The organism is Cupriavidus sp. GW823-FHT06D04, from assembly GCF_058795055.1.
Genome location: NZ_JBXAHL010000023.1, coordinates 97,989 through 122,866, shown reverse-complemented (window position 1 = coordinate 122,866; position 24,878 = coordinate 97,989). Strand labels below are relative to the sequence as shown.

The 24,878-nt window shown below is 65.7% G+C and carries 26 protein-coding genes and 1 pseudogene; 9 read left to right on the top strand and 18 right to left on the bottom strand.

The genetic code is table 11. From position 1 onward, the window contains the following. The 3 genes and pseudogenes from AC1Q7H_RS25165 to AC1Q7H_RS25155 all read right to left on the bottom strand — a co-directional run. The coding region (locus tag AC1Q7H_RS25165; protein ID WP_492381863.1) for a TauD/TfdA dioxygenase family protein at window positions 1–563 on the bottom strand (563 nt) is incomplete at its 3' end. A 48-nt stretch (window positions 564–611) separates the two neighbouring features. Next, a pseudogene (locus AC1Q7H_RS25160) lies at window positions 612–902 on the bottom strand (GMC oxidoreductase); the annotation flags it as partial. Beyond that, window positions 884–1,123, bottom strand: a complete 240-nt coding sequence (locus AC1Q7H_RS25155) for an NAD(P)-binding protein (protein ID WP_492381866.1) — start codon at window positions 1,121–1,123, stop codon at window positions 884–886. The gene AC1Q7H_RS25155 and the pseudogene AC1Q7H_RS25160, both read right to left, overlap by 19 nt. Before the next feature lie 175 nt (window positions 1,124–1,298). Between AC1Q7H_RS25155 and AC1Q7H_RS25150 the strand changes: the two genes are divergently transcribed. Next, entirely contained in the window at window positions 1,299–2,009 is a 711-nt protein-coding gene (locus tag AC1Q7H_RS25150; protein WP_013953184.1) for a GntR family transcriptional regulator, read from the top strand. A gap of 271 nt (window positions 2,010–2,280) precedes the next feature. Beyond that, a complete protein-coding gene (locus AC1Q7H_RS25145; RefSeq protein ID WP_492381862.1) occupies window positions 2,281–2,541 on the top strand; it encodes a hypothetical protein in 261 nt (86 codons plus the stop codon). Between the two features lie 51 nt (window positions 2,542–2,592). On the opposite strand, the gene AC1Q7H_RS25140 is transcribed toward AC1Q7H_RS25145, so the two are convergent. From AC1Q7H_RS25140 to AC1Q7H_RS25130, 3 genes are all read right to left on the bottom strand, one after another. Next, on the bottom strand, window positions 2,593–3,120 hold the full coding sequence (locus AC1Q7H_RS25140) for a host attachment protein (RefSeq protein WP_013953182.1): 528 nt from the start codon (window positions 3,118–3,120) through the stop codon (window positions 2,593–2,595). 108 nt (window positions 3,121–3,228) lie between these two features. Next, entirely contained in the window at window positions 3,229–4,797 is a 1,569-nt protein-coding gene (locus AC1Q7H_RS25135) for a sulfatase-like hydrolase/transferase (protein ID WP_153953489.1), read from the bottom strand. Window positions 4,798–4,814: 17 nt separating this feature from the next. Then, a complete protein-coding gene (locus tag AC1Q7H_RS25130; protein ID WP_211981600.1) occupies window positions 4,815–5,792 on the bottom strand; it encodes a Bug family tripartite tricarboxylate transporter substrate binding protein in 978 nt (325 codons plus the stop codon). A 95-nt stretch (window positions 5,793–5,887) separates the two neighbouring features. Here AC1Q7H_RS25130 and AC1Q7H_RS25125 point away from each other — a divergent pair, with 95 nt between their 5' ends. After that, entirely contained in the window at window positions 5,888–6,430 is a 543-nt protein-coding gene (locus AC1Q7H_RS25125) for a MarR family winged helix-turn-helix transcriptional regulator (RefSeq protein WP_153953490.1), read from the top strand. Window positions 6,431–6,464: 34 nt separating this feature from the next. Here the strand turns inward: AC1Q7H_RS25125 and AC1Q7H_RS25120 are convergent, their stop codons facing one another. Then, window positions 6,465–7,943 (bottom strand): sensor domain-containing diguanylate cyclase, encoded by a 1,479-nt coding sequence (locus tag AC1Q7H_RS25120; RefSeq protein ID WP_080569596.1) that lies wholly within the window; start codon window positions 7,941–7,943, stop codon window positions 6,465–6,467. A 261-nt stretch (window positions 7,944–8,204) separates the two neighbouring features. Between AC1Q7H_RS25120 and AC1Q7H_RS25115 the strand changes: the two genes are divergently transcribed. After that, the gene (locus tag AC1Q7H_RS25115) at window positions 8,205–9,236 is read left to right on the top strand and encodes a patatin-like phospholipase family protein (RefSeq protein WP_013953177.1); all 1,032 of its coding nucleotides are present in this window, start codon (window positions 8,205–8,207) and stop codon (window positions 9,234–9,236) included. On the opposite strand, the gene AC1Q7H_RS25110 is transcribed toward AC1Q7H_RS25115, so the two are convergent. The 10 genes from AC1Q7H_RS25110 to AC1Q7H_RS25065 all read right to left on the bottom strand — a co-directional run bounded on the left by AC1Q7H_RS25110 (window position 9,217) and on the right by AC1Q7H_RS25065 (window position 19,974). After that, window positions 9,217–9,861, bottom strand: a complete 645-nt coding sequence (locus tag AC1Q7H_RS25110) for an HD domain-containing protein (RefSeq protein ID WP_153953492.1) — start codon at window positions 9,859–9,861, stop codon at window positions 9,217–9,219. The two genes, AC1Q7H_RS25115 and AC1Q7H_RS25110, sit on opposite strands and share 20 nt — an antisense overlap. Then, a complete protein-coding gene (locus AC1Q7H_RS25105) occupies window positions 9,858–13,325 on the bottom strand; it encodes an adenylate/guanylate cyclase domain-containing protein (RefSeq protein WP_013953175.1) in 3,468 nt (1,155 codons plus the stop codon). The genes AC1Q7H_RS25110 and AC1Q7H_RS25105 overlap by 4 nt, the downstream gene beginning before the upstream one ends. 152 nt (window positions 13,326–13,477) lie before the next feature. Beyond that, window positions 13,478–13,798: a non-heme iron oxygenase ferredoxin subunit gene (locus AC1Q7H_RS25100; protein WP_013953174.1), complete on the bottom strand. Its 321-nt coding sequence runs from the start codon at window positions 13,796–13,798 to the stop codon at window positions 13,478–13,480. A 1-nt stretch (window position 13,799) separates the two neighbouring features. Further along, window positions 13,800–14,168: an SUF system Fe-S cluster assembly protein gene (locus tag AC1Q7H_RS25095; protein ID WP_013953173.1), complete on the bottom strand. Its 369-nt coding sequence runs from the start codon at window positions 14,166–14,168 to the stop codon at window positions 13,800–13,802. Window positions 14,169–14,172: 4 nt separating this feature from the next. After that, window positions 14,173–14,619: a Fe-S cluster assembly sulfur transfer protein SufU gene (sufU, locus tag AC1Q7H_RS25090; protein WP_013953172.1), complete on the bottom strand. Its 447-nt coding sequence runs from the start codon at window positions 14,617–14,619 to the stop codon at window positions 14,173–14,175. Then, the gene (locus AC1Q7H_RS25085) at window positions 14,619–15,887 is read right to left on the bottom strand and encodes a cysteine desulfurase (RefSeq protein ID WP_153953493.1); all 1,269 of its coding nucleotides are present in this window, start codon (window positions 15,885–15,887) and stop codon (window positions 14,619–14,621) included. The genes sufU and AC1Q7H_RS25085 overlap by 1 nt, the downstream gene beginning before the upstream one ends. Further along, the gene (gene sufD / locus AC1Q7H_RS25080) at window positions 15,884–17,227 is read right to left on the bottom strand and encodes a Fe-S cluster assembly protein SufD (RefSeq protein ID WP_492381861.1); all 1,344 of its coding nucleotides are present in this window, start codon (window positions 17,225–17,227) and stop codon (window positions 15,884–15,886) included. Before sufD ends, AC1Q7H_RS25085 begins: the two co-directional genes overlap by 4 nt. Next, on the bottom strand, window positions 17,224–17,970 hold the full coding sequence (gene sufC / locus AC1Q7H_RS25075) for a Fe-S cluster assembly ATPase SufC (protein WP_013953169.1): 747 nt from the start codon (window positions 17,968–17,970) through the stop codon (window positions 17,224–17,226). The genes sufD and sufC overlap by 4 nt, the downstream gene beginning before the upstream one ends. 53 nt (window positions 17,971–18,023) lie before the next feature. Further along, window positions 18,024–19,472: a Fe-S cluster assembly protein SufB gene (gene sufB, locus AC1Q7H_RS25070; protein WP_492381860.1), complete on the bottom strand. Its 1,449-nt coding sequence runs from the start codon at window positions 19,470–19,472 to the stop codon at window positions 18,024–18,026. A gap of 31 nt (window positions 19,473–19,503) precedes the next feature. Next, window positions 19,504–19,974: an SUF system Fe-S cluster assembly regulator gene (locus AC1Q7H_RS25065; RefSeq protein ID WP_153953574.1), complete on the bottom strand. Its 471-nt coding sequence runs from the start codon at window positions 19,972–19,974 to the stop codon at window positions 19,504–19,506. Between the two features lie 156 nt (window positions 19,975–20,130). Here AC1Q7H_RS25065 and AC1Q7H_RS25060 point away from each other — a divergent pair, with 156 nt between their 5' ends. Beyond that, the gene (locus AC1Q7H_RS25060; RefSeq protein ID WP_492378034.1) at window positions 20,131–20,841 is read left to right on the top strand and encodes an SDR family oxidoreductase; all 711 of its coding nucleotides are present in this window, start codon (window positions 20,131–20,133) and stop codon (window positions 20,839–20,841) included. Between the two features lie 230 nt (window positions 20,842–21,071). Beyond that, window positions 21,072–21,518, top strand: coding sequence for a group I truncated hemoglobin (locus tag AC1Q7H_RS25055; protein WP_153953498.1), 447 nt, complete (start codon window positions 21,072–21,074; stop codon window positions 21,516–21,518). A gap of 191 nt (window positions 21,519–21,709) precedes the next feature. On the opposite strand, the gene AC1Q7H_RS25050 is transcribed toward AC1Q7H_RS25055, so the two are convergent. Beyond that, window positions 21,710–22,423, bottom strand: a complete 714-nt coding sequence (locus AC1Q7H_RS25050) for a TetR/AcrR family transcriptional regulator (RefSeq protein WP_492381859.1) — start codon at window positions 22,421–22,423, stop codon at window positions 21,710–21,712. A gap of 207 nt (window positions 22,424–22,630) precedes the next feature. Here AC1Q7H_RS25050 and AC1Q7H_RS25045 point away from each other — a divergent pair, with 207 nt between their 5' ends. Genes AC1Q7H_RS25045 through AC1Q7H_RS25035 form a run of 3 tightly spaced genes read left to right on the top strand, consistent with a single transcriptional unit; the run spans window position 22,631 to window position 24,876 of the window. Then, the gene (locus AC1Q7H_RS25045; RefSeq protein ID WP_492378035.1) at window positions 22,631–23,917 is read left to right on the top strand and encodes an alpha/beta fold hydrolase; all 1,287 of its coding nucleotides are present in this window, start codon (window positions 22,631–22,633) and stop codon (window positions 23,915–23,917) included. 33 nt (window positions 23,918–23,950) lie between these two features. After that, complete coding sequence (locus AC1Q7H_RS25040; RefSeq protein ID WP_194946779.1) at window positions 23,951–24,607, top strand: VOC family protein; 657 nt, start codon at window positions 23,951–23,953, stop codon at window positions 24,605–24,607. Beyond that, the gene (locus AC1Q7H_RS25035; RefSeq protein WP_194946780.1) at window positions 24,604–24,876 is read left to right on the top strand and encodes a hypothetical protein; all 273 of its coding nucleotides are present in this window, start codon (window positions 24,604–24,606) and stop codon (window positions 24,874–24,876) included. Before AC1Q7H_RS25040 ends, AC1Q7H_RS25035 begins: the two co-directional genes overlap by 4 nt. Window positions 24,877–24,878 lie beyond the last annotated feature (2 nt).

Here is a 24,878-nt window from a genome sequence, read left to right as displayed (position 1 = left end):
TTTTTGTTTCGGTCATAAGGGCGTTTCTTTCGATATCGTCTCATGACCTCAACACACAAGAAATCTGACAGGCTCGCCTTCATGTCTTCAGGCAGGTTCTCGTAGGCGGCGGCCATGTTTATCCAGATGGTGTCGCCGCCGACTTCCGGGCATTCCAGGCAGCGCAGCATCGAACCCATCGACGGGACCTCGCGCCAGGTAACGTCCGAGTGGTAAAGGTTCTCGCGGCCACGCGTCTTGCCATCGCGCCCGAATACAACCAGTTCGGGATGTTCCGGGTGGTTGGTAAGCATGGGATGCACTTCCAGCTCGCCGAATCGGCGCGCCACGGCTACGTGCTGGGCGGGCGTAATGGCTTGCTTGCGGAAGAACAGCACCTTGTACTTCAGCAGCGCGCGGCGCAGCGAGAGGTAGTTCTCCTCGTCCAGCGGCTCGCGGAAATCGATGCCCTCGACATCGGCGCCGATCGTCGGCGTGCAGCGGCGCACGGTAAAGGGAAAGGCTTCGTTGTCCAGCGCCCGGTAGGCTTCCGGGCTGATGGTGGTTGCGGCAGTGGCTTGCATGGGGTGTCTCCTCGGTGTTGTGGTTGCCAATGCAGGGGGATAGCCGGCTCAGCGGAGCGAGGCCTTGATCAGGTCCGCCGCCTTTTCGCCGATCATGACGGCGGGGGCGTTGGTGTTGCCGCCGATCAGCGTCGGCATGATCGATGCGTCTGCGACGCGCAGGCCCTCCACGCCATGCACGCGCAGATCCGGGTCGACCACCGCCATGCTGTCGACGCCCATCTTGCAGGTGCCGACCGGGTGGTAGACCGTGTCCGCATGCGCGCGCACGAAGTCGCGGATGGCGGCTTCATTGCTGCTGTCGGGGCCGAAAGCGTCGGTCAGGACTTCTCTTCCGCCAGGCCGCGACCGCGCGGCTGGTAGGAGCGGCGGCCGTTCAGGCCCGGTTGCGGTACGGTTAGTAGGCGTAGTTGCGGCCCGGCCTCGAGCAGCGCCACCGTTGCGTCCGTGTCCTCGGCCAGGAGCCCAGCAACGGTGCACCCGGCAGACCCGGCGCCGATCACGATGTCGTCGAATTCGGCCGCGGGGCTGGCGGTGCTTTGCAATGCGTTGGGTTTCAATTTCTGTGTCTCCTGAGCGGCCTTGTGGCGGTGCTTTCCTGGGGACGCACGCAATTGCCGATGGGTGATACTGCCATTACCTGTTATGACAGGTCAATAGGGTCGCGCCGCGGCCTGTCATGATAGGTATAATCCGTTCCACCCAGAATTTGGAGCCGCCCAGGGCGGAACACATGTGGCGCTGCCCAGGTTCAAAGAGATCGAAAACGAGATTCGCCAGCGGATTGCCAGCAACACATGGGCGCCCGGTGCCAAGCTGCCTTCCGAGGCGGAGCTGGTGACGGAATTCGCGGTCAGCCGGATCACCGTGCGCCAGGCCTTGTCCGGGCTGCACAACGCCGGCCTGATCGAGAAGGTCAACGGCAAGGGCAGTTTCGTGACCCGTCCCTCAGACACGCCCAGCCTTGGCGCGCTGACCGGCTTCTATGAAACCGGACGCGCCCGTGGCCAGCTTGCCTACGGCAAGCTGGTGTCGGTACGGCTGGTGCGCGCGCCGGCCCATGTGGCCGCGGCGCTGCGTCTGCAGCCGGGCGAGAAGGTGCTGAGCGTGGCCACTGTGCGGTACTGGGACGACGCGGCCGTCGCGCATTTCACCCTGATGGGTCCTGAGCCGCTGATGCGCCGCCTGGTGCAGGAGGACCTGGAAACCAACGACGCCATGTCGCTGTTTGAAAGCCGGCTGGGATACCGGTTCAAGGAAGTGGCGATGGAAGCCACCGCCGTTGCCGCGCCCGCGGACGTGGCGCGCCGGCTCGGTGTTGCCGAGGGCGAACCGCTGCTGCGCCTGCGCAGCACGCCGCGTGACATCGACGACACACCGTTGTTCTGCGGCGAACTGATGTTCCGTCCGGACCGCTATGCCTACAAGTGGACACTGACGCGATAGGGCAGATGCCTGGCATCTTAGGCGATACTGAACTGCGCCGGCGCGGTAACTTTTACCCGCGGCGCGCACTTATTACTGCGGCCGGGTCGCAGTCATGTCACTTTCCTGCATTGCCGGGCGCTGCGTTGCTAACACAGTCGGCGCCGATGGCCGCATAGCCCCACTGGTACGTCAGTTGCGTCTTCCGCTGCAGAGCTGCGTTCCGGCGCGCTCGCCGGCAGCCTGCGCCGTGCAGCAAGGCTTGCCGCCAACCTGCTAGATGGAGGAAGACATGAAAACAACCCTAGGCATCGGCACTGCCCTGCTCGCACTTGGCATCCTGGCGGGTTGCACCGCCACCGGCAGCACCACCGGTTCCGGCTCGCTGTCCGGCTCGGGCTCGGTCACGGAACAGAACCGCAGCCGCAGCGGCTACGGCATGCCTGGCTCCAGCACTTCTACCGGCACGTCCGGCGCGACCAGTACGACCAGCCCGAGCGGCACATCCAGCGGCAGCAGCGGTGCAGCCAGCGGTTCGGGCACGGCCCGCTGACGCCGACGCCGACGCAGCCGCCAGTGGCCTGGCACCGGCGGCTGCGAGGCTTCACGACCGGTCCCGGCCGGTAATGACGCGCGCATCGCGGCGCGCGGGAATGATGTTTTCGTCGGCCAGCCGTTGTTGCAGGTCGTTGTTGGGCACGTGGGTGAAGTCCTTGCCAATTTCCTTCGTGACGACGTCCGTGACGCCGGCGGGAAGGGCTTTGCGCAGCAGGCCCAGGAAGCGCGGCGCCGCGATCAGCGCCAGGGAGTCAAAGCGCTGCTTGTTGCGCGCATCGGCAAGATAGTCCGCCACGCGACGGGCAAACAGCTGTGCTTCCTGGTGCAGTTCATCCTCGCCGGCCGAGGATGTGACGGTGGACGGCCCGGCCTGGTGGGCACCGGGGTGCCCGGCGTCGCCCTGTACCGCGGCGTGGCCGCGCCGGCCGTAGGCGTCGCGGCGCAGGTCCGCGCGGTCGCCATGTGCTGCAGCGTCAGTGATTTCCTCAACCAGCGCCATTGGCGCGGTTGAGGCGTGCGAGGCAAAGATGCGGGCGAGGGATTCGTCCGCCACAAGGATCCAGGTGATTTTCATGATCGCTCCGGTTGCCGGTCCGAACAACGGCCCCCCCATCCCTCGCTTCAAAGGATACGCCATCCGGGCAGGGGCACGTCGCCGGACCGCAGGTGGCGCGGCGCGTAGTCACCACACGCCAAAGAACACGCCCGCCTGCTTGTACACATTGGTCTTGGCCGCCACCTCTTCGTTGGTCACCGTTACGCGCGGCTTGAGCGTGCAGAACCACTCCAGCAGCCGCAAGCGCATGGCGCTGCGCACGGCTTCGTGGCCGGGGTCGCTGCCCAGGTCGAAATATTCCTGCGGATCGTTCTGCAGGTCGAACAGCTGTGGCCGGAACCCTTGCCAGTGCACATATTTCCAGCGCGCGTCGCGCACCATCCAGGCGCGGCACTCGCCAGGATGGCGGCCCAGCGCCACGCGAGCGCCGCGATAGGCGTAGTCCAGTTCGGATACGACGAAATCGCGCCAGCTACCGGCATCGGCACGCTCGCCCGCGCGCGTCAGGTCCAGCAACGAGCGGCCCTCGATGCGGTGGTCGGCCGGCGGCAGGCCTAGTGCCTCCAGCACCGTAGGCACCACGTCGACCGCGCTGACCATGCTGGCCTGCGCGGTGCCGCGCGCGGCATCCGCCTGCGGCGAGGGATCGTAGACGATCAGCGGGATGTTCTGCACGGTGTCATAGAACTGCTCCTTCTCGCCCAGCCAGTGGTCGCCCAGGAAATCGCCATGGTCGGCGGTGAAGACGATCAGCGTGTCCTGCCAGCGGCCCAGGCGTTCGAGTTGCTCCCATAGCTGGCCGAGCCGGTCGTCGATCTGCTGGATCAGGCCCTGGTAGGCGGGGCGCACCGTGTCCGACACTTCCTGGCGCATGAAGTTGGCGCATTCTTCCTGAGTGCGGTAGGCCGACAGCACCGGGTGCGGGTCTTCCAGCTCGGCCTCGTGGCGCTGCAGCGGCAGGCAGTCGTCGAGCGAATACGCGGCGTGGTAGGGCGCGGGCGCCAGGTAGGGCCAGTGTGGCTTCACCAGCGACAGGTGCAGCACCCATGGATCATCGCCGCGCGTGGCGATGTACTGCATCGCCTGGTCCACCGTGTACGCGGTCTCGGAATGCGGCTCGGCCACGCGCGCGGGCAGGCCGGCGTTGCGCATGTGCCAGCCGGAGACGATCTCGCCGCGTTCGTTCTCGGCGCTGATCACGTAGTCGGTCCACGGATCCGCGCTATCGTAGCCTTGCTGGCGCAGCCAGTCGGCGTAGGCGCTGTGCGGCTCGGCGTGGTGGCCGTCATGGCGGTCGACTTCGGTGAAGTGGCCGCTGCGCAGCAGCGTTTCCAGCTCGGTGCCGCCATCCAGGTGCAGCCGCTTCAGGTTGGCGTTGTCCGGCATCATATGGGTCTTGCCCGCCAGCGCCAGCGCGCGGCCGCTGTGCTTCAGGTATTCGCCCAGCGTGACTTCGCCGACCGACAGCGGCACGCGGTTCCAGGTTGCGCCGTGGCTGCTGACATGGCGGCCGGTATAGAAGCTCATGCGGCTCGGGCCGCAGACCCCGGAAGTGACGAAGGCACGGTCGAATCGAACGCCGCGCGCGGCCAGCGCATCGATATTGCGCGTGCGCAGCGCCGGATGCCCGTAGCAACCCAGGTGGTCGCGCCGGAGCTGGTCGCACATGATGAAGAGGGTATTGCGGATGGTCATGATCGGTTTGCCGCGCTTCAGTCGCCGGTATAGCCGGATGCCTTTACCACCGGTGCCCACTTGCCGGCGTCAGCCTTGAGCACGCCGGCAAAGGCGTCGGCCGGGCCGGTTGCGGGTTCCAGCCCCAGCTTGAGGAACTTCTCGCGCACGTCCGGCGACTGCACGGCCTTGACGATGGCGGCGTTGAGCTTGTCGAGCACCGGGCGCGGCGTGCCCGCGGGTGCCAGCAGGCCGTAACGGCCTTCACCTTCGATGCCCTTGTAGCCAAGCTCGGTGAAAGTCGGCACATCGGGCAGCGCCACCGAGCGGTGGGTGCCGGAAGTCGCCAGCACGCGGATCTTGCCGGCGCGGTGCATTTCGGTCAGGTCAGCAAGGGTGTCGACCGAAGCCGGCACCTGCCCGCCGACCAGCGCGCTCATCAGCGGCGCCGAGCCGTTGAAGGGGACGTGCAGCATGTCGATGCCAACCTGCTTGCCGATCATCAGCCCGAAGAAATGCGGGATGCTGCCCAGCGCCGGCGAGGCGTAGGAGTTGTTCTGCGGGCCGGCCTTGAGCCATGCCACATAGTCCTTCAGCGTGCGCGCCGGGCTGGCCGGCCCGGTGGCGAGCGCCAGCTGGAAGTTGGCGGCCTGCGCCACCGGCGTGAAATCGCGCTGGATATCGTAGTTGAGCTTGCGGTAGACCAGCGGCGCAATCGTCATGACCGCCGAGTTGGCCACCACTAGGGTATTGCCATCGGCCGGCTGCGTGCGCGCGTAGTCCATCACCAGCCGCCCGCCGGCCCCGGGCTTGTTCTCGATGACCACGGTCTGGTTCAGGGTCTCGCGCAGCTTGTCGCCGACCAGGCGTGCGGCGAGGTCGGCAGTGCCGCCGGCCGGGTAGCCCACCAGGATGCGCAGCGGACGGTCCGATTGGGCGCTGGCGGGTGCGGACCATGCCGCGGCAACGGCCAGCAGGCACGCGGCGAATCGGGGAAGGAAGGTGCGAGGGCTCACGATGTCTCCAGTTTGTTGTCCGCCGGCAAGCGGCGTCGATGCAAGCTAACACCCGTCGATATAATTGACAAAGTCAACTGATTGGCAGGTGTGGCATGGCACACGACAACAGCGGCAACCGCCTGCAGCGGCCGCAGCGGCTGGTAGATTTCATCAACTACCGGGTCTACCACCTGAACCGCGTCGCGCTGGGCGCCGCGGCGCTGCACCTGCGCGCCAGGGCGGGCGTCACGCGGCGCGAATGGCGCATGATTTCTTTCCTTGGCGAGCAGCCCGGCACCCGGCTGACCGAACTGGCCGAAAGCGCCGGCCTGGACAAGGTGCTGGCCAGCCGCGCCGTCCACGTCCTGGTGGAACGCGGCTTGGTCCGCCGCGAAACGCGTACCCAGGACCGGCGCGCAGCAGCCTTCACGCTGACCGAGCAAGGCGAAGCCGTCTACCGTGCAGCGTTCGTGCAGGCGCGGGACTTCAATACGCGGCTGGCTGGCTGCCTGACGGCGGAAGAGGCGCGCGTGCTGTCGCGCTGCCTGGACAAGCTGCAGGCGCAGGCCGGTGCGATGCTGGCGGAGGCGCAAGCGTTGCCACAGCCGGAAGGGGAAGAGCCGGCGTGGGATCTGCTGCAGGTCTGGCGGGCATAGGCACTTTGTGTAGCGAGCACGCAGCGGCACGCGTTCAGGGCGCTATTGCCACCGCCGTCGTCGCGCCGAAGGTTGCGACGCAATTGCGCCCGGAGCGCTTGGCCAGGTAGAGCGCTTCGTCGCCGGCACGGAGAAAGGCGCGCAGCTCCGCGAAATCCTTTTCGTTGCCAGCGCTGTTGGCATCGGTCACCGCACCGATGCTGACCGTCAAGTGCCCGTCGGCGCCGGCCGCATTCGGAATCCGCAAGGCCTGGACGGCGGCGCGGATGGTCTCGGCCATGGCGGCCGCGCCGGCTGCGTTGGTGTGGGGCAACAGGATGGCAAACTCTTCGCCGCCATAGCGCCCCGCATAGTCGCCCGGCCGCCGCACATGGCGCTGGATGCAGGCGCCCACCGCGGCCAGCGCATCGTCACCGGCCTGGTGTCCGTAGCGGTCATTGAACTCCTTGAAATGGTCGACGTCGAGCATCAGCAGCGACAAAGGCTCGCCGTGCCGCCGCGCGCGCCGCCATTCCACGTCGGCGGCATCGTCTAGCGCGCGGCGGCTGCCCAGGCCGGTCAGGCCATCGGTGTTGACCATCCAGCGAAGGTGCTCTTCCATCTCGGCGCGGCGCCGCCATTGGCGCGACAGCAATACCGAGAGCGCGATGATGATCGCGTCCAGCGCGATGATCAGCGCGCCGAACACCCAGGCGCGCTTGTACCACGGTGCCAGCACGTCGTGGGTGGCGCGTCCCACCACGACCAGCAGCGGAAACCCCGGAATGCGCCTGAAGCTGTAAAGCCGCTGAATTCCGTCGACTGCCGCGACGCCGATAAACGTGCCTTGCGTGCCTTGCAGCAGTGGTGCAAATGACGGGCTGCCGGAGATGTCGCGCCCGATCGATTCGGCTTCATAGGGCCGCCGCATGATGATGGTGCCGTCCGTACGCAGCAGCGTCAGGGTGCCGCCCGCGCCAAGGCTTACGCCATCGAACAGCTTGCGGAAGTAGTTCAGGCGCAAGGTGCCGACCACGATGCCGGCAAAGCTGCCGTCCGGCCCGGAGAGCCGCCGGCTGATGCCGATGGACTTGTTCTCCGGCGTCAGGCGCGGCTGGAACGGCCGGCTCAGGAACAGGCCGCTGTGATCGCCGCTGCGGTGCGCCTGGAAGTAGTCGCGGTCAGAGACGTTGACCGGGCGCGGCGGCCACTGGTGCGAGTCGAATACCAGCATGCCGTTGGCGTCGGTGACCAGCAGCGAGCCCATGTCTTCGGCATTGATCGAACGGTCGAACAGCAGCCGCTGGCGCAGCGCCGGCGGTTGCGCCAGCAGTGCGGGATCGTGCATGGCTTCCACCACGCCCCCGATCGCCAGTTCGTGGATCTGCAGGTTGCGCGTGATGCTGCGTTCCAGCGTCAGCGCCAGGTTGGCCGCGGCCTCGCCGGCATTGTCCAGTGCATCCCTGCGCATCTGCACCAGCGCGAGCGCGCCAAGGGCCGCGATCATGCAGACCAGGACAAGGCTGGCGGCCACGATTAGTGAGGCCGGGCGGGAAATGGCTTTTCGGGCTGGAAAGTGAGGTATTTGACGCACGAAGGAGAGCTGTTCTGCTTTTTATGCGGCCATTGTAGTACCTGGCCGCTGCCTGGCTCAGTTGCCTTGTGCGCCAGCGTTTCGTCCCCTGGCCAGGGCATGCGTGGTGTGTGCCACTGCGCGCGTCCGGCACTACGCTGCACGCACAGTTCTTCCCTACACTTGATCATGGCGGATTGCCGCCGCTGAAGGGAAGAACGCATGCAGCCAGAGCCTGCACAACCCAAGCCTGTGGCGCTCGCCCTGCAGGGCGGCGGCATGCATGGCGCCTTTACCTGGGGCGTGCTCGACCGGCTGCTGGAGGACGGCAGGCTGGCGATCGAAGGCGTCAGCGCCACCAGCGCCGGGGCCATGAACGCCACGGTGCTGGCCTACGGGCTGCTGCAGGGCGGCAGTGACGGCGCACGCCTGGCCTTGCATGATTTCTGGGAGGCGATCGCGCACTCGGCGCAGCGCTACAACCCGTTCCGGTGGCTGCCCTGGTTCAAGAGCAGCCATACGCTGGGCCTGAACCATTCCCCGATGTATGCGATGGCCGACATCGCGCTGCGCCTGCTGTCGCCATACCAGTTCAATCCCAATAACCTGAATCCGCTGCGCGAAGTGCTTGGCAGCCAGGTCGACTTTGCGGCACTGCGCGAGCATTGCCCGATCCAGCTGTACCTGTGTGCGACCAATATCGAGACCAGCCGGATACGCATCTTCCCGCCCGAGGAACTCAGCATCGACGCCGTGCTGGCCTCGGCCTGCGTGCCTACGCTGTTCCAGGCGGTCAGCATCGACGGCCAGCACTACTGGGATGGCGGCTATGTCGGCAACCCGGCGATCTTTCCGCTGATCTATCACTGCCAGACCCACGATGTCGTGATCGTCCATATCAACCCGATCGTGCGCCACGGTGTGCCGACCACGGCCGCGGATATCCTGAACCGCGTCAATGAGGTCAGCTTCAACTCGTCGCTGATGCGCGAGATGCGCGCCATTGCCTTCGTCACGTCGCTGATCCAGCAGGGCAAGGTCGACCGCACGGAGATGAAGGAGATGTGGATCCACTCGATCCGCTCGGACCAGACCATGGCCGCGCTGGGGGTCTCCACCAAGTACAACGCCGACTGGGACTTCCTGTGCTCGCTGCGCGACAAGGGCCGGGCAGAAGCGAGCCGGTGGCTGGAGCAGCACTACGACAGCGTGGGCCGGTGCTCCAGCATCGATATCAGCGGAGAGTTCCTGTAGGCCAGACCGGCTGTGCCAGCCGCCACGTCAGGTTGGCGCGTGCCTGCGCCTCGTAGCGCGCCTGGAACAGATCGGTGGTGTAGATGCGTGGGCTGGCCAGCAGCGCACCCAGGAAGGCGCGCTCGGCGACGTCATAGGCGGCGTCGTCCAGGTCGGTGCGTTCGGCCCGCAGGTTGGCGCCATTTTCCTGGAAGCGCGCGCGGCTGCAGCCCAGCGCCGCCAGGTCGATATCGGCGGTGAAGCGGCCAGCCAGGCTTGCCGGCACTTCGGCGTGGGTGGTTTCCAGGATAAGGGCGGCCACGCGCGCGGCGGCGGCGATGGTGCCGCCTGCCCAATGGCGCAACCATTCGGCGCTGCGTTGCTCGTTGTCCGTGGCGCCGGGCACGTAGATGACGTCGTGGCACCAGAGCGCCAGCTCCACCTCGTCGGTATCCGGTATCGCGCTGCGCGCCCAGTCCAGGTCGTGCAGGCAGCGGCGTACATGGTCGAGGGTGTGGTAGTGCCGCGTCGGTTCACCGTAGTAACAGGCGAGATCGGTATAGGCGTCGGCCGCGCGCGTGCCGCCCGCACGTGTCCACAGGGCGACAAAGCGGTCTTGCAGGGGGAGGGCTGGCGTCGGAGTCATGCGTGCGGGCGCTCCGTGGTATTGGCGTGGTCGGCGGTCAGCGCTTCGAGCAGCGCCTGGGCCTCCCGCCAGTCCGCGGTATCGGTGCCCTCGCTGAAGCTGCCATGGATCCGGGCCAGCGCTTCACGCGCCGCGTCGCCCTTGCCTTGTTGACGCCACAGCCGGGCCAGGCTCAGGGTGGCCTGCAGTTCCAGCGGCTTTGCACGTTGTTCGTGGGCGACCGTGATGGCCCGGTGCAAGCAGGCCTCGGCTTCCACCTGCGCGGCTGGCGGCGCGGGGTGCTCTGCCGACAGCTGCAGCAGCATCTCGGCGCGCAGCCGGTACACGGTTGACTCATCGAGCCGCTCTCCGGTCTCTTCCACCAGCGCCTGTGCCTGCGTGAGCACGTCCAGCGCGGCGGTGGTCTGGCCTGCCCTGCCGCAGGCCTCGGCAACCAGGGCCAGGAGGTTCGGCATGCCCAGTCTGCCGCCGGTGGCCTCATAGGCGGCTACGCCCTGGCGCGTCAGCGCAACGCCTTCCTGGTGACTGCCCAGCTCCGCCATCGCCCAGCCCTGCAGGACGGTGCCCCACGACAGGTAGATCGGAAAACCCTGTTCGCCCGATATGGCGATGGCGGCTTCGGCATACTCCTGTGTCAGCCGGACTTCGTGCCGGCATCGATGCTGTTCCGCGGCAAATACCAGGCACAGCGCAAGGTTGTATGCATCCGGCCGGGCCCGGGCCATGGCCAGCGCCTCCTGGCAGCGCGCCAGTGCCTGGTCCGCCAACCCCTGGTACCACAGGATCCAGCCCAGCGTACTGGTAGCGTGGACGGCCGGGTCGCGCCCGTAGCCCGTCAGGAAGTCGTACGCTGGTTGTTCAGGATGCGGCACCGCGAGCACCGCCTCAACATGCTTGCGCGCGGCGTCCAGCATGCCGAGGCGGAACAGCGTGGCGCCAATCGCGCGATGGCCCTCCGCCAGTTGCTTGGGCTTCTGCGACTTCATGGCCAGCGCAAGCAGCCGCTTGCCCAAAGGCAGCGAGACCTGGTATTGCGCACGCAGCTGATAGAACGCCCACAGCCCCAGTTGTGCCGAGAACAGGTAGGGCGTCTGCTGGCCTTGCTCGCACAAGGCCAGCGCCCGCCGGTAATTGCCCTCCACTTCGGGTGATGCCTGGCCCCGGGCCGCAATCAGCGCGGGCCCGAGCGCAAGCAGCAGCGTCAGTTCCTGGCGCGCGCGCTCGGCACTGTCGGGTTGCCGCTTGATCAGGTCGATGGCGGTGCTCAGGTGCCGGATCGCTTCGGCCTGCGCGGAGCGCAGCAGTGCCTGCTGGCCGGCGCAGTGCAGGTACTCGACCGCCTTCGGGATGTTGCCGCTGAGGCTGTAGTGGTGCGCCAGTTCGCTGCAGTAGTCCTTGAGCCGGCCATGGAAGAGCGCCTCGATGGCCTGGGCGGAGCTTTCATGCAACGCGCTGCGCCGCTCGGTGAGCAGCGAGCTGCCGGCCACCTCCTGGGTCAGCGCGTGCTTGAAGGCGTACTCGACCTCGGGGAACGCTGGACGTTCGTAGACGAAATCCGCAGCCTGCAGGTCGGCCAGCAGCGGATGCAAGTGGTCTTCCGGCAAGCCGGTCACGCGCAGGACCAGGCTCAGCGGGAACTCCTTGCCGATCACGGCCAGCGTCTGCAACAGCTCCTTCTGGGCCAGCGGCAGCCGATCGATACGGGCGGCCAGCACGCCTTGCACGGTGGTGGGGATATGGAGCAGGGCCGGCGCGGTCTCGATGCGGTAGCAGCCGGGCTGGCCGAGCAGCGCGCCTTCCTCGGCCAGGGTCTGGACCACTTCCTCCATGAAGAAGGGGTTGCCTTCGGTCTTGTCGAGGACCAGCCGCTTCAGCGGCACCAGGCTGCGGTCGTCCCCGAGCAGCGCGGTCAGCAGTTCCTGCGCCTCCGCCTGCCCCAGCGGCTGCAGCTGCAGCTGCGAATAATGCCCGTCCGCATTCCAGTGATGGCTGTACTCCGGCCGGTAGTTCACCAGCAGCAGGATCCGCGCGCCGGGTACATGGTCGATCAGCATGTTGAGGAACGCCTCGGTCTCACCGTCCAGCCATTGCAGGTCTTCGAAAATGACTTCCAGTGGCTGGTTGAGGCTTTCCCGGACCAGCAGCCGCGCAATGGCGTCGAAGGTGCGCTGGCGCCGGATGGTCGGGTCCATGGTCGGCAACGGCGAGTCAGGCTCAATGGTGCCGAGCAGGTAGAGCAGGTAGGGCAGGTGCTCTTCCAGCGAACGGTCCAGCGTCAGCAGCCTGCCGGTGACCTTTTCGCGGCAGCTGCGGTCGCCGTCCTGCGCCGTGATCTGGAAATAGCTCTTCAGCATCTCGATCAGCGGCAGGTAGGCAAAAGCCTTGCCGTGCGAGACCGAAAAGGTCTCCAGCGCCAGGCAGCCCTGCTGCGACCTGACCTTGAATTCATGGAACAGCCGGGACTTGCCGACCCCCGCTTCGCCGACCACTGCAACAATGCGCCCGTGCCCCGCCTTGGCCTGCTCCAGCGCCGCGTGCAAGTGCGCCAGCTCATCCTGTCGCCCGACAAACCTGGCCAGTCCGCGGTGCGCTGCCACCTGCAGGCGCGTGCGCAAGGCACCCAGGCCAACCACCTCATACACCGCGAGCGGGTCGCGCACGCCCTTGACATGGGTGGTCCCCAGCGCCGTGAACTCGAAATAGCCTTCGGTGAGCCTGTGAGTCGATTCGCTGACCAGGATCGACGCCGGCGTGGCAATCCCCTCCATGCGCGAAGCGATATGGATGGTGTGCCCGACCGGATCGTAGTCGGTATGCAGGTCATCCTTGCGGATCGAGCGCACCACGACTTCGCCGGTATGGACGCCGATCCGGATCTGCAGCGGAATGCCTTGCTCCAGCCGCACCCGGTCGCTGTGGCGATGCATCGCATCCTGCATGCGCAGCGCCGCGTAGAGCGCGCGCAAGGCATGGTCCTCGTGGGCAATCGGCGCGCCGAACAGCGCCAGGATGCCGTCGCCGAGGAACTTGGCCACATAGCCCTCATAGTGGTGGACGGCTTCCATCATCAGCGTCACCACGGGGTCGATCAGCCGGCGCGCGTCTTCGGGGTCCAGGTCCTGCGTCAGCGCGGTCGAGCCCGCCATGTCGGCAAACAGCGCGGTGATGGTCTTGCGCTCGCCGGCAGTCTCGCCCCTGGCCTCCATTGCAGCCTGCTCGGCCAAGATGCGCCCGGCAAGGTGGGGCGGCGTGTAGAGGACCGGGGCCGTGGCCGCAGGCGGCACTGGCGTGGAAGCAGTGCTGGCAGGGGCGTCGGACAGCGCAAAGCCGCAAGCGCGGCAGAATTTCGCGGCTGCAGTGGCCTCTTCGCCACACTGTGGGCAGGCTCGGCCAAGCCTTGCCCCGCATGCCTCACAGAAGTTGGCTCCCGCAAGGTTCGCGAAACCGCAACTGGTGCAGCGCATTTCGCCTCCTGGCCGTCGTTGGTCGCCTGGACGGTACTCAACACTATTAGAGGTGGGATCGACGGGGATGGCAAGGCGGTGCTGCCTGATGACAGTGCGTCCAGACTGCTCCAGGCCAAGTGACTGATCTTGCACCGACTCGGGATGTACGCTTATTCCCCGCGCTCGTCCCTGACCTGCACCTTGCCGTCCGCCACCCGGACCGGGAACGTCGCCACCGGTTCGTAGGCGGGCGGGGACAGCGCCTCGCCCGTCAGCAGGGAAAAGCGCGAGCCGTGGCGCGGGCAGACGACTTCCTGGCCTTCCACGTCGCCGCCGCAGAGCGGCTCGGCCTCATGCGAGCAGAGGTCCTCGATGGCGTAGTAATTGCCATCCACATTGAATACCGCGACCTGGACGCCATCGACATCGACGCTGCGGCAAGTGCCGGGCGCGAAGTCCTGGGCTTGGGCGACATCGATCCAATCACTCATTTCAGAGCAGCCCCAGTTCCAGGCGTGCCGCCTCGCTCATCCGTTCTCTCGACCAGGGCGGGTCCCACACCAGTTCCACCTCGACTTCTTCCACCCCGCTGGCTTCCATCACGGCGCCCTCCACCACGCCAGGGAATGTCTGCGCCACCGGGCAGCCCGGTGCGGTCAGCGTCATGCGGATGCCCACCTTGCCGCTGGCTTCGTCCACCGATAGCTGGTAGATCAGGCCAAGGTCGTAGATATTGACCGGGATCTCGGGGTCGTACACCGTGCGCAAGGCCGCTATCACCCGCCCCTCGAGGCTGTCCGGCTCAGGCTCGAACCTGTCTTCGTGTTCCCTGGCCTTGTGCAGCCAATCGATCATGCTCATGGTTTTACTCCGTTGAGACCGGCCTGGCGCTGTTCTCCAAAGCGGCTTGCATGGTATGCCACGCCAGGGTGGCGCACTTCACGCGTGCCGGGAACTCGCGCACGCCGGCCAGGACCTCCAGTTTTCCCATCGGCACCTCGGCCTGCCCCGGCGCTCCGGTCACCAGCGCGTGGAAGCCGGAGAACAAAACCCGCGCCTGCGCCTCGGTCTTGCCTTTGAGCGCTTCTGTCATCAGCGAGGCCGAGGCGGTGGAGATGGCGCAGCCCGAGCCCTCGAAGCTGGCGTCCTCGATCACCCCGTCGCGGATTCTCAGGTACAGCGTCAACCGGTCGCCGCACAGCGGGTTGAAGCCCTCGGCGCTGCGGTTCGCTGCCGCCAGCCGCCCGAAATTGCGCGGCGAGCGGCTGTGGTCGACAACCACTTCCTGGTAGAGGTTGCGCAGGTCAGACATCAGGCGAATACCTCCTGTGCCGCGCGCACGGCAGCAAACAGTGCATCCACTTCTTCACGCGTGTTGTACAACGCGAAGGAAGCCCGCACCGTGGCAGGCACGCCGAAGCGCTCCATCACCGGCATGGCGCAATGGTGGCCGGCACGGACCGCCACGCCGTGCTGATCGAGGATGGTGCCGACATCGTGCGGATGGATGCCGTCCAGGGTGAACGAGAGGATGCTCGCCCTGTCGGCAGCCGTGCCGATCATGCGCAGGCCGGCGATCCTCGCTGCCTGCGCGCCGGCGTAGGCGAGCAGCGCGTGCTCGTGGGCGGCGATGGCTTCCAGGCCGACCGCGCGCACGTACCTGATGGCGGCGCCAAGGGCGATGACGCCGGCGATATTGGGGGTGCCGGCCTCGAACTTGTAGGGAAGCTCGTTGTAGGTGGTCTTGCGGAACGTGACCTCGCGAATCATGTCCCCGCCGCCCTGGTAAGGCGGCATGGCATCGAGCAGCGCGGCCTTGCCGTAGAGCACGCCGACGCCGGTGGGGCCGTAAAGCTTGTGCCCGGAGAACGCGTAGAAATCGCAATCGAGGGCCTGCACGTCGACCTTGAGGTGCGGCACGGCCTGGGCGCCATCGATCAGCACCGGGATGCCATGGAAATGCGCCAGCTCGATGATGTGTCGCACCGGGTTGACGGTGCCAAGCGCGTTGGAGAGGTGCGTCAGCGCGACCAGCCTGGTGCGGGAGCCGAGCAATTGCGCGAACTGCTCCAGCATCAGCTCGCCGGCATCGTTGATCGGTGCCACCTGCAGCAAGGCGCCGGTGCGCTGGCACGCCAGTTGCCAAGGCACGATATTGGAGTGGTGCTCCATCGCGCTGATCAGGATCTCGTCGCCCGGGCGCAGGCGCTGGCCGAAAGTTGCCGCCACCAGGTTGATCGCCTCGGTGGTGCCGCGCACGAACACGATTTCCTCGCGCCCGGCGGCGTTGATCAAGTCTCGCACTGCGTCGCGCGCGGCCTCATAGGCATCCGTGGCGCGCTGGCTCAGGGTATGCACGCCGCGGTGGATATTGGCGTTGAGCGCGCCATAGTAATGCGCTTCGGAATCGATCACGCTTTGCGGCTTCTGGGTGGTGGCGGCGTTGTCCAGATAGACCAGCGGCTTGCCGTTGACGGTCTGGCGCAGGATAGGGAAATCCTGCCGCAGCCGCTCTACCTCCGGGCTGGCGACCGTCAACGCTTGCTCCACGGCCATCAGTTCATGCGCAGCCGTGTTCATGGCAGCTCCTTCACGGGCTCCGGCAGCCGGCCGCGCAAAAGCGTTTCCAGCCGCGTGCGTAATGGGGCAGGGCCGAGCCGCCTGACGACCTCCTCGGCGAAGGCAAAGGTCAGCAGGGCACGCGCCTCGGCATCGTCCATCCCACGCGAGCGCAGGTAGTAGATCTGCTCGGGATCGAGCTGGCCTACGGTGGCGCCGTGGCTGCATTTGACGTCGTCGGCATAGATCTCCAGTTGCGGCTTGGTGTCGACCTCGGCGTTGTCGGACAGCAGCAGGTTGCGGTTGGACTGATGCGCGTCGCTGTGCTGCGCATCGGCATGCACCACCACCTTGCCGTTGAAGACGGCGCGCGAGGCGCCCGCCAGCACGCCTTTATAGAACTCGCGACTCTTGCTGTGCGGGCTGGCGTGGTCGATGCGGGTGTGGTGGTCAATATGCTGCCGCCCGCCGGTCATATACAGCCCGTCCAGCGAGCAATCGGTATGCTCGGCATTCAGCCCGACTTCAATGTCGACCCGCGCCAGGGCGGCGCCCAGGGCAAAGGAACTGGAGGCGACGCGGCTGCCATGCCGCTGGTCCAGGTTCACGCCGGCGATATGGAAGGCCTTGAGGCTCTCCTGCTGCAGCTTGTGATGTTCGACCTGCGCATCGCGCTCGGCAACGATGTCGGTGATGGTATTGGTGCAATAGGCCAGGCCATCCAGGCCCGCGTGATGCTCCACGATGCAGACCTGGCTGCCGGCTTGCGCCACCACGAGGTTGCGCGCATGGGTTGCCAGCTCGCCAGCCGTGGCGAGGAACAGCAAGTGGATTGGCTGTTCGGGGACGGTGCCCGCCGCCACGCGGATATAGGCTCCATCAGTCATGAGCGCCATGTTCAAGGCGGCGAAACCGGACGCAAAACCGGACGGGTACTCGCTTGCGCGACGCACTAGCAGCGCTTCCAGGCAGTCCGGCGCGCGCTCCAGCGTCGCGGCCAGGCTGGCCAGCTCCGTGCCCGCAGGCAGGGCACCAATGCGCGACCATTGCGGCTGGTGCACGCCATTGACGAACACCATCAGGTGCGCGCCGGCCAGGGCGAGCGCCTCGATCTGCGCTGCCACCGCGCCGTCCAGGCCGTCGCCGCCCTGCGGCAGTGCCACGGCAAAGCGGCTTCGCTCGAGTGCGGCCACGCTGGTGTATTTCCAGTCCTCCTGGCGCAGCGTGGGGAACCCGGCTTGGGCGAAATACTCCAGCGCCTGCCGGCGCGCGTGCGCAAGCCAGCCCAGGCGGCGGCCGGGCAGTGCGGCCTCGACGCGGGCGAACTCGGCGAGATAGTGCTCCAGTCCGCTTGCGCTCATGTTGAAGACTCCATCCCGGCATAGCCGTGCCGCTCCAGCTCGCGCGCCAGCTCGGGCCCGCCAGACCTGGCGATGCGGCCTTGCGCAAGCACGTGAACCTGATCCGGCACGATGTAATCGAGCAGGCGCTGGTAGTGCGTGACCAGCACAATCGCGCGTTGCGGGCTGCGCATGGCCTCGATGCCCCTGGCGACGATCTTGAGCGCGTCGATGTCGAGGCCAGAGTCGGTCTCGTCGAGAATGGCGAGGCGCGGCTCCAGCACCGCCATCTGTAGGATCTCGTTGCGCTTCTTCTCGCCGCCGGAGAAGCCCTCGTTCACCGATCGGTAAAGCAGGTCCTGGTCCATCTCCATGAGCTGGAGCTTGTCCTTGACCAGGGCGAGAAAATCCATGGCGTCCAGCGCTGGCTGGCCGCGGTGCTTGCGGATCGCGTTGAGCCCCGCCTTGAGCAGGTAGATATTGGAGACGCCGGGAATTTCCACCGGATACTGGAAGGCGAGGAAGATGCCAGCGCGGGCGCGCTCTTCCGGCGGCATGCCAAGCAGGCTGGTGCCGTCATAGAGGACCTCGCCCTCTGTCACGGTAAAGCGGTCGCGCCCGGCCAGTACGTGGGCCAGGGTGCTCTTGCCCGAACCGTTCGGGCCCATGATGGCGTGCACCTCCCCGGCCTTCACGGCGAGGTCGATGCCGTGCAGGATGGGCTTGTCATCTACGCTGACATGCAGCTTGCGGATCTCAAGCATGGCCGGCTTCTTTCATCCAGTGCGCCCTGCGGCGCGCGCCGTGCGCGCCACGTTTACCCGATGCTGCCTTCCAGGCTCACGCCCAGCAGCTTCTGCGCTTCCACCGCGAATTCCATCGGCAGCTCCTTGAATACTTCCTTGCAAAAACCGTTCACGATCATAGAAACCGCATCCTCTGCGCTGACCCCGCGGCTCTGGCAATAGAACAACTGGTCCTCGCCGATGCGCGAGGTGGAGGCCTCGTGCTCGACCTGGCCGGTGGCGTTCTTAACCTCGATATAAGGGAAGGTATGGGCGGCGCATTTGTCCCCCAGCAGCAGCGAATCGCACTGCGAGTAGTTGCGTGCGCCAACCGCGCTCCTGGCCATCTTCACCAGCCCGCGGTAAGCGTTCTGGCCGCGGCCGGCCGAGATGCCCTTGGAAAGGATGGTGCTCCTGGTGTTCCTGCCGAGGTGCGTCATCTTGGTCCCGGTGTCGGCCTGCTGGTAGTGGTTGGTCAGCGCGACTGAATAGAACTCGCCGACCGAGTCGTCGCCCTGCAGGATCACGCTCGGATACTTCCAGGTGATGGCGGAGCCGGTCTCCACCTGGGTCCACGAAATCTTCGAGCGCGCGCCGCGGCAGTCACCGCGCTTGGTGACGAAATTGTAGATGCCCCCCTTGCCGTCCTTGTCGCCCGGATACCAGTTCTGCACGGTCGCGTACTTGATCTGTGCGTCTTCCAGCGCGATCAGCTCCACCACCGCGGCATGCAGTTGGTTCTCGTCGCGCATCGGCGCGGTGCAACCCTCCAGATAGCTGACGTAGGCGCCCTGGTCGGCGATGATCAGAGTGCGTTCGAACTGGCCGGTGTTGCGGGCATTGATGCGGAAGTAGGTCGACAGCTCCATCGGGCAGCGTACCCCGGGCGGGATATAGCAGAACGAGCCGTCGCTGAACACGGCGGAGTTGAGCGAGGCGAAGAAGTTGTCGGTATAGGGCACGACCGAGCCGAGATACTGCTGCACCAGCGCCGGATGCTCCCGCACCGCCTCGGAAAACGAGCAGAAGATGATGCCGAGTTCGCCCAGTTTCTGCTTGAAGGTGGTGGCCACCGAGACGCTGTCGAATACCGCGTCCACGGCCACGCCTGCCAGCAGTTCACGCTCGTGCAGCGGCACGCCCAGCTTTTCGTAGGTGCGCAACAACTCCGGATCGACCTCGTCCAGCGTTTTCGGTCCCGCCTTCTGGGAGTGCGGCGCTGAATAGTAGGCGATCGCCTGGTAGTCGATGGGCGGGTGCTTGACCGTCGCCCAGTGCGGCTCGGACATTGTCAGCCAGTGGCGGAAGGCCTTGAGACGCCACTCCCGCATGAATTCCGGTTCGCCCTTGATGGCCGAGATCATGCGGATCACGTCCTCATCCAGCCCGCACGGTACCGTGTCCGTCTCCACGGGCGTGTAGAAGCCATGCTTATAGCCCTGGTTGATCAGTTCGTCGAGCTTGCGTGCCGGGGTTGCCATGATCTGCCTTCGCTTGCCACTGTCACCTGAATCACTGAATGTCGGCTTGCGGCCCGTTTGTGCGTCGGGCGCGCAAGGCGCCAATATCCACCGGGTGCAATACCGGTTGCGCCATATCTGCCAGCGTCACGCCATCCAGTGCGCTAAAAATGACTCGATTGATCGATTGCCAGTTGGCACGGATGGCGCACAGGCCCTCCTGCGCACACAGGCCGGCAGCGACACTGCACTCGGTCATGCCGGCCGGGCCTTCCATGGCGTCAATCACCTGTGCGATCGAGATCTGTTCCGGCGGTCGCGCCAGCTGATAGCCGCCGTTGGCACCGCGCATGGACTCCAGCAAGTGGTGTCTTGCCAGCATCTTCAGAATCTTGCTTGCCGTCGGTACCGCCACGCCGATCGCGGCGGCGACCTCTGCGGCACTGTAGATTCGGCCCGGGTTTCGCGCCAAGTGCGTCATGATCACCGTGCCATAGTCAGTCAGCTTGCTTAGTCTGAGCATCGTCGCCACCAGTATTTGCTAATTAGAACTAATTCGGTCCTCATTTGTTCCGACATCCGGGTTCGAAGTCAGGCCAGGATCCGGGGGATCCGCTGGCACAAGGTTGCGGGCGACGGTGTATAGATGATTATCTGCGCGAGCGGCGAGGACTCAGGCATGGTCAACCAACCCATTACCGTCATCACCGGCGCGAGCCGCGGCTTGGGCCGCGCAGCCACGCGCCGTCTGGCCACAGTTGAAGGTCATCTGGTCGTCGCCACGGCGCGCAAGCCGACGGACCTCGCGGCGCTTGAGACAGAACTCCGGCTTGCGGGGCATCCGATTGCATGCCGTCCCCTTGACGTCACGGAGGAAGGCTCGGCGGCCGCGCTGGCCAGCTGGCTGACCGAACGCTTCGGTCGCGTGGACGTGCTGATCAACAACGCTGGTGTTTCACTCGATCACTACAGCACCAGCCTGCTCGAACTGCCGCTCGAGACCCTGCGCCGCACCCTGGAAATCAATCTGTTCGGCGTGCTGCGGACCACCCAGGCGTTGGCGCCACTGCTGCGCGCCAGCCGCGCCGGCCGGGTGGTCAACCTGGCTTCGGGCATGGGACAGCTGGCGGAGATGGGCAGCGGCGTGCCGGCCTACCGAATCTCGAAAACGGCGCTGAATGCCGTCACGCGCATCCTGGCCGCCGAGATGGCCGATAGCGGTGTCAAGGTCAACTCGGTGTGCCCCGGCTGGTGTCGCACCGACCTGGGCGGCCCCGATGCGCCGCGCTCGCCGGAGCAGGGCATCGACACTGTGATCTGGCTGGCAACGCTGCCCGACGATGGCCCCACCGGCGGGTTCTTCCGCGATCGCCAGCCGATTCCGTGGTAGCCCCGGAGGGTTCGCGGCAGCCGCGTCGAAAACGCTGTGACGCGGCTTCGAGCATCCGGATAGCGGCGGATTTCCCTACTCGGAAGGGCCATGAGAAAACCATGCAATCTGCTATGCTGAACCAGCGGAATCGCCCATGTAAGCAGGCGTCGGCAGTTCATCATTGCAGATTGCGCCAGCAACTGTTTTCAAGTCTGTCCGGAGTCTGAATCCTGCAAGAGGAGACGACCATGCGCATTTCACCTTCTCTGTACGGTGTTCTGCTGGCCGCATTGATTGGACTCGGTGGTTGCGCCATGCCGGATAAGCCGAAGCCAACCATGCCTTCGTTATACGAACGGCTTGGTGGCATCCAGGCAATTACAGCGGTCGTCGACGATTTTGTTGGAAATGTTGCTGCCGACGCGCGTATCAATGCAAAGTTCGCCACGGCCAATATTCCGCGTTTGAAGACGAGACTGGTTGAACAGATTTGTGCTGGCGCAGGAGGGCCATGCACTTACTCTGGGCGTGACATGAGGACCGCCCATGCCGGCATGGGAATCACCAATGGCGAGTTTGATGCGCTGGTGGAAGACCTGGTGAAGTCGCTTACCAAATTCAAGGTGCCGTCTCAGGAACAGAAAGAGTTGCTCGGCATGCTAGGGCCAATGAGGAAGGACATCGTCTCTCGATAGCCCTGCTTTCCCTCAGCCTCGCGTCGGCCCACTAACGACCGGGCTGCCACGCGTTCGGCCATGCGCCCCGGAGGGCTGTAGTGCCGCGCGGTAATACCTTGACACCCACAACCTCGTCAGAGACGTAGCCCAATCGCTAACGTATGTCACGATCCGGCGCCCCCAGCCCGCGCGCTCCGGACTGGCCACTGCTACGCCCCGGAATCGGGCTCGACCGCGGCCGGCACTTGCAGGCTGCGCTCCAGCAGCGTCAGGTCGTCCCGCAGCAATTGCAGGATGGCTGCCGGACCCGGCTTTTCCAATGCGCGGCTGGCGGGCAATTCCACCGAACGTAGCGCCATATCCGCGATCTGTCCTGCGACATCATCCATGGAAACCTGTCCGGCGGGATTGAACCACCACGCGGTCCAGTTGCACATGCCTATGATCGAGAACGCCGCGACTTTCGCGTCCACCACGCGGAACGTTCCATGATCGATGCCGAATTCGATCGCTTGCCGGAACTGCTCGAGCACCGCGCGGCGCGACTGTTCCGCCATCTTGCGCTGCTTTAGCGGCAGGTTGTTTTCGTTGCGCTCCACCACGCGGAACTGCAACGGGTGCGACAGGATCAGCGTGGCATGGCGCAGCACCAGGTGGCGCAGAATGCCGGCAGGCGTGCACATCGCTTCAGGGATGGCCTCGGTCGCCAGTTGCGCAGCGGTGCGCGTGACCGCGGTGGTCAGTTCCTCGAGGATGGCTTCCTTGCTCTTGACGTAGTAGTACAGCGCGGGGCGGCTCAGTCCCACTGCGTCGGCAATGTCGTTGAGTCCGGTGCCATCGAAGCCACGCTCGATGAAGAGGCGGGTTGCAACTTCCAGGATCGAGTCCCGCAGTGCGTCGCTCTTGGTCTGTGTCTTTGCCATGGACTGCCATTCAGTTTTTCGACGCAGGCGTCGAGACGCCACCACGATAAACAATAAGACGCGGACGCGCCACCCCAATGGCCGGCGGCTCGCACTGAATCCTTTGAAATAGTGTCACAAAGTCACTTCTATCCGTGATTCGACACGGCTGCGAATAAATTTACGCTAACGTCGAAAAATAGACTATGCTGTAAAAAACGGAGTGAGATGATGACAAGTTCCAAGACGCCCCCCCACGCATCGCCCGCGGCAGCCGGCCCGATTGCCGGGTTTCTCAATACCGACTGGAACCCGCGCGACGTGCCACCCGGCACGGTGACGCGCAACGTCGTGCTGCGTACGGAGGATGGTGCAGCCACGGGTGGCTCGCTCTACGCCGCAGGCCAGCCGGATACGGTGGTCTGCATCATGCATCCGCGTGAATTCATGGCTTGCCACTACCTGATTCCGGACATCGTGGAAGCGGGCTGCGCGGCGTGGTCGCAGTCGCCGCGTTCGGTCGGCAACGACCAGCGCCTGGAGCACGAGTTCGCGCTTTACGACGTGGCCGCAAGCGTGAGCTACCTGCGTGAAGCAGGTTTTCGCCGCATCGTGCTGCTCGGCAATTCCGGAGGCAGCGGCTTGTACGCCTTGTATGTCCAGCAATCCAACGCAGCCCCCGCGGCACGGATCCCCAGGACGCCTGGCGGCCGCGCCACCAATCTCGCGTCAGCGACGCTGCCGGCGGTGGATGGCGTCGTGTTTGTCGCGCCGCACCCGGGGCAGGGCGTGCTGCTGCAGGGCTGCATCGACCCGGCCGTGAGCGATGAATCTGATCCGCTTTCCGTCGTTCCGGCGCTCGATGCGTTCTCGGCTGCCAATGGCTTTGCGCCGGCCCCTCAGTCCTCCGCGTACCACGCTGACTTTGTGGCGCGGTATCGCGCTGCGCAGGCCATGCGGGTGCAGCGCCTCGACAACCTGGCCAGGACGATGATTGCCGAGCGCATGGATGCTCGCGCGGAAGTGAAGCGCAACCCCGGTACCGTCAGCGATGCCATCCGGCGCCGCGCCGCCCACACGCAGCTCTTCACCGTGTGGCGCACGGATGCCGACCTGCGCTGCTTCGACCTGTCGCTCGATCCGTCTGAGCGCAAGTACGGATCGCTCTGGGGCGCGGACCCGTTTGCTTCCAACTACGGTTCAGTCGGCTTCGCACGTGTCTGCTCGCCAGAGAGCTGGTTGTCGACGTGGTCGGGGCTGTCGTCGAATGCGGCGCTGTCCCGGACCGCACCGGCCATTCACCAGCCCACCCTGCTGATCGAATACACAGCTGACCAGGCCTGCTTTCCAGGCGTCATCGCGGACATCTTCCACAGCATAGCCAGCACTGACAAGCAGCACCACCGCGTGCGCGGCGACCACCACGGCCGCGCGCTGGCCAAGGGCGAGGAGCCTGGCCGCTATGCGGCGGGCCGCCTGCTGCAGAGCTGGCTGCGCGAGACCTTTCCCCAATAACGAACCCGACCAATCCGATCCGGAGACGCAACGATGTTTGCAAGTACCGCTTCACCAGATGCTGGCGCGCCGCTGTGCCTGCACGGCGTCGACCATACCGCCAGGCCGACCTGGCGCCTGAAGGAAACCGTCACGTTCTATCGCGACATCCTGGGCCTGCCGCTCATTCACACGATCTCGGCACGCGGCTGGGGCCCCGCGACGCATCCCGATTTCCTGCACTTCTTCTTCGACAGCGGCAAGGGCAGCACCATCGCCTTCTTCTACTACCTTGGCAGTGTTGAGCCGGATGGCATTGCTGGCCGCGACGCCCGTCCCCCGTTCCCGGACGACCACGTCTTCGACGCCACCCACACGGCGTGGCTGGTCGAGTCGCAGGAAGCGCTGCTGGCATGGAAGGAACGACTGGAAGCGCGTGGCGTCGTGGTGTCCACCGAGACCGCGCACGAGGTGATCGAGTCGATCTACTTCCGCGACCCCAATGGCTACTTCATCGAGATCACGCGCAAGCTTCGCCCGCTTGCTGCGCTGGACGCGCGCGACGCCGATGCTACGCTGGCCGCCGCGATCGAGCTGGAGGACGAGGCCCGCGCCGATCACGCACACGTGACCTCGATCGACGAGATCTGGCTGCGCAAGGCAGAGATCCTGGGCTGCCGCCTGGACCTGGAGCAGGAGTGTCACGCATGAGCCGGTCTTCCCTGCGCATCTTCGTGCTGAACGTGCCCGAGTTCGCCTCGCTGACGGAAGCAGCGCGCCGCTTGCCGGCTTGCCGTGTCAGCGACCTCGGCGACTATACCGTGATTGCCGCGAGCGAGCCGATCGAGTTCGGGCGTCGCGAACTGGGGCTGAAGCCCGCAGTCTGGTATGGCCTGTTCACCGGCGGCCTCGACGGCAGGATCGAGTCGTTCGGCCGCGATACCGTGCGCATCGTGCCGCGCGATTATGAGTCGGCCTGAGA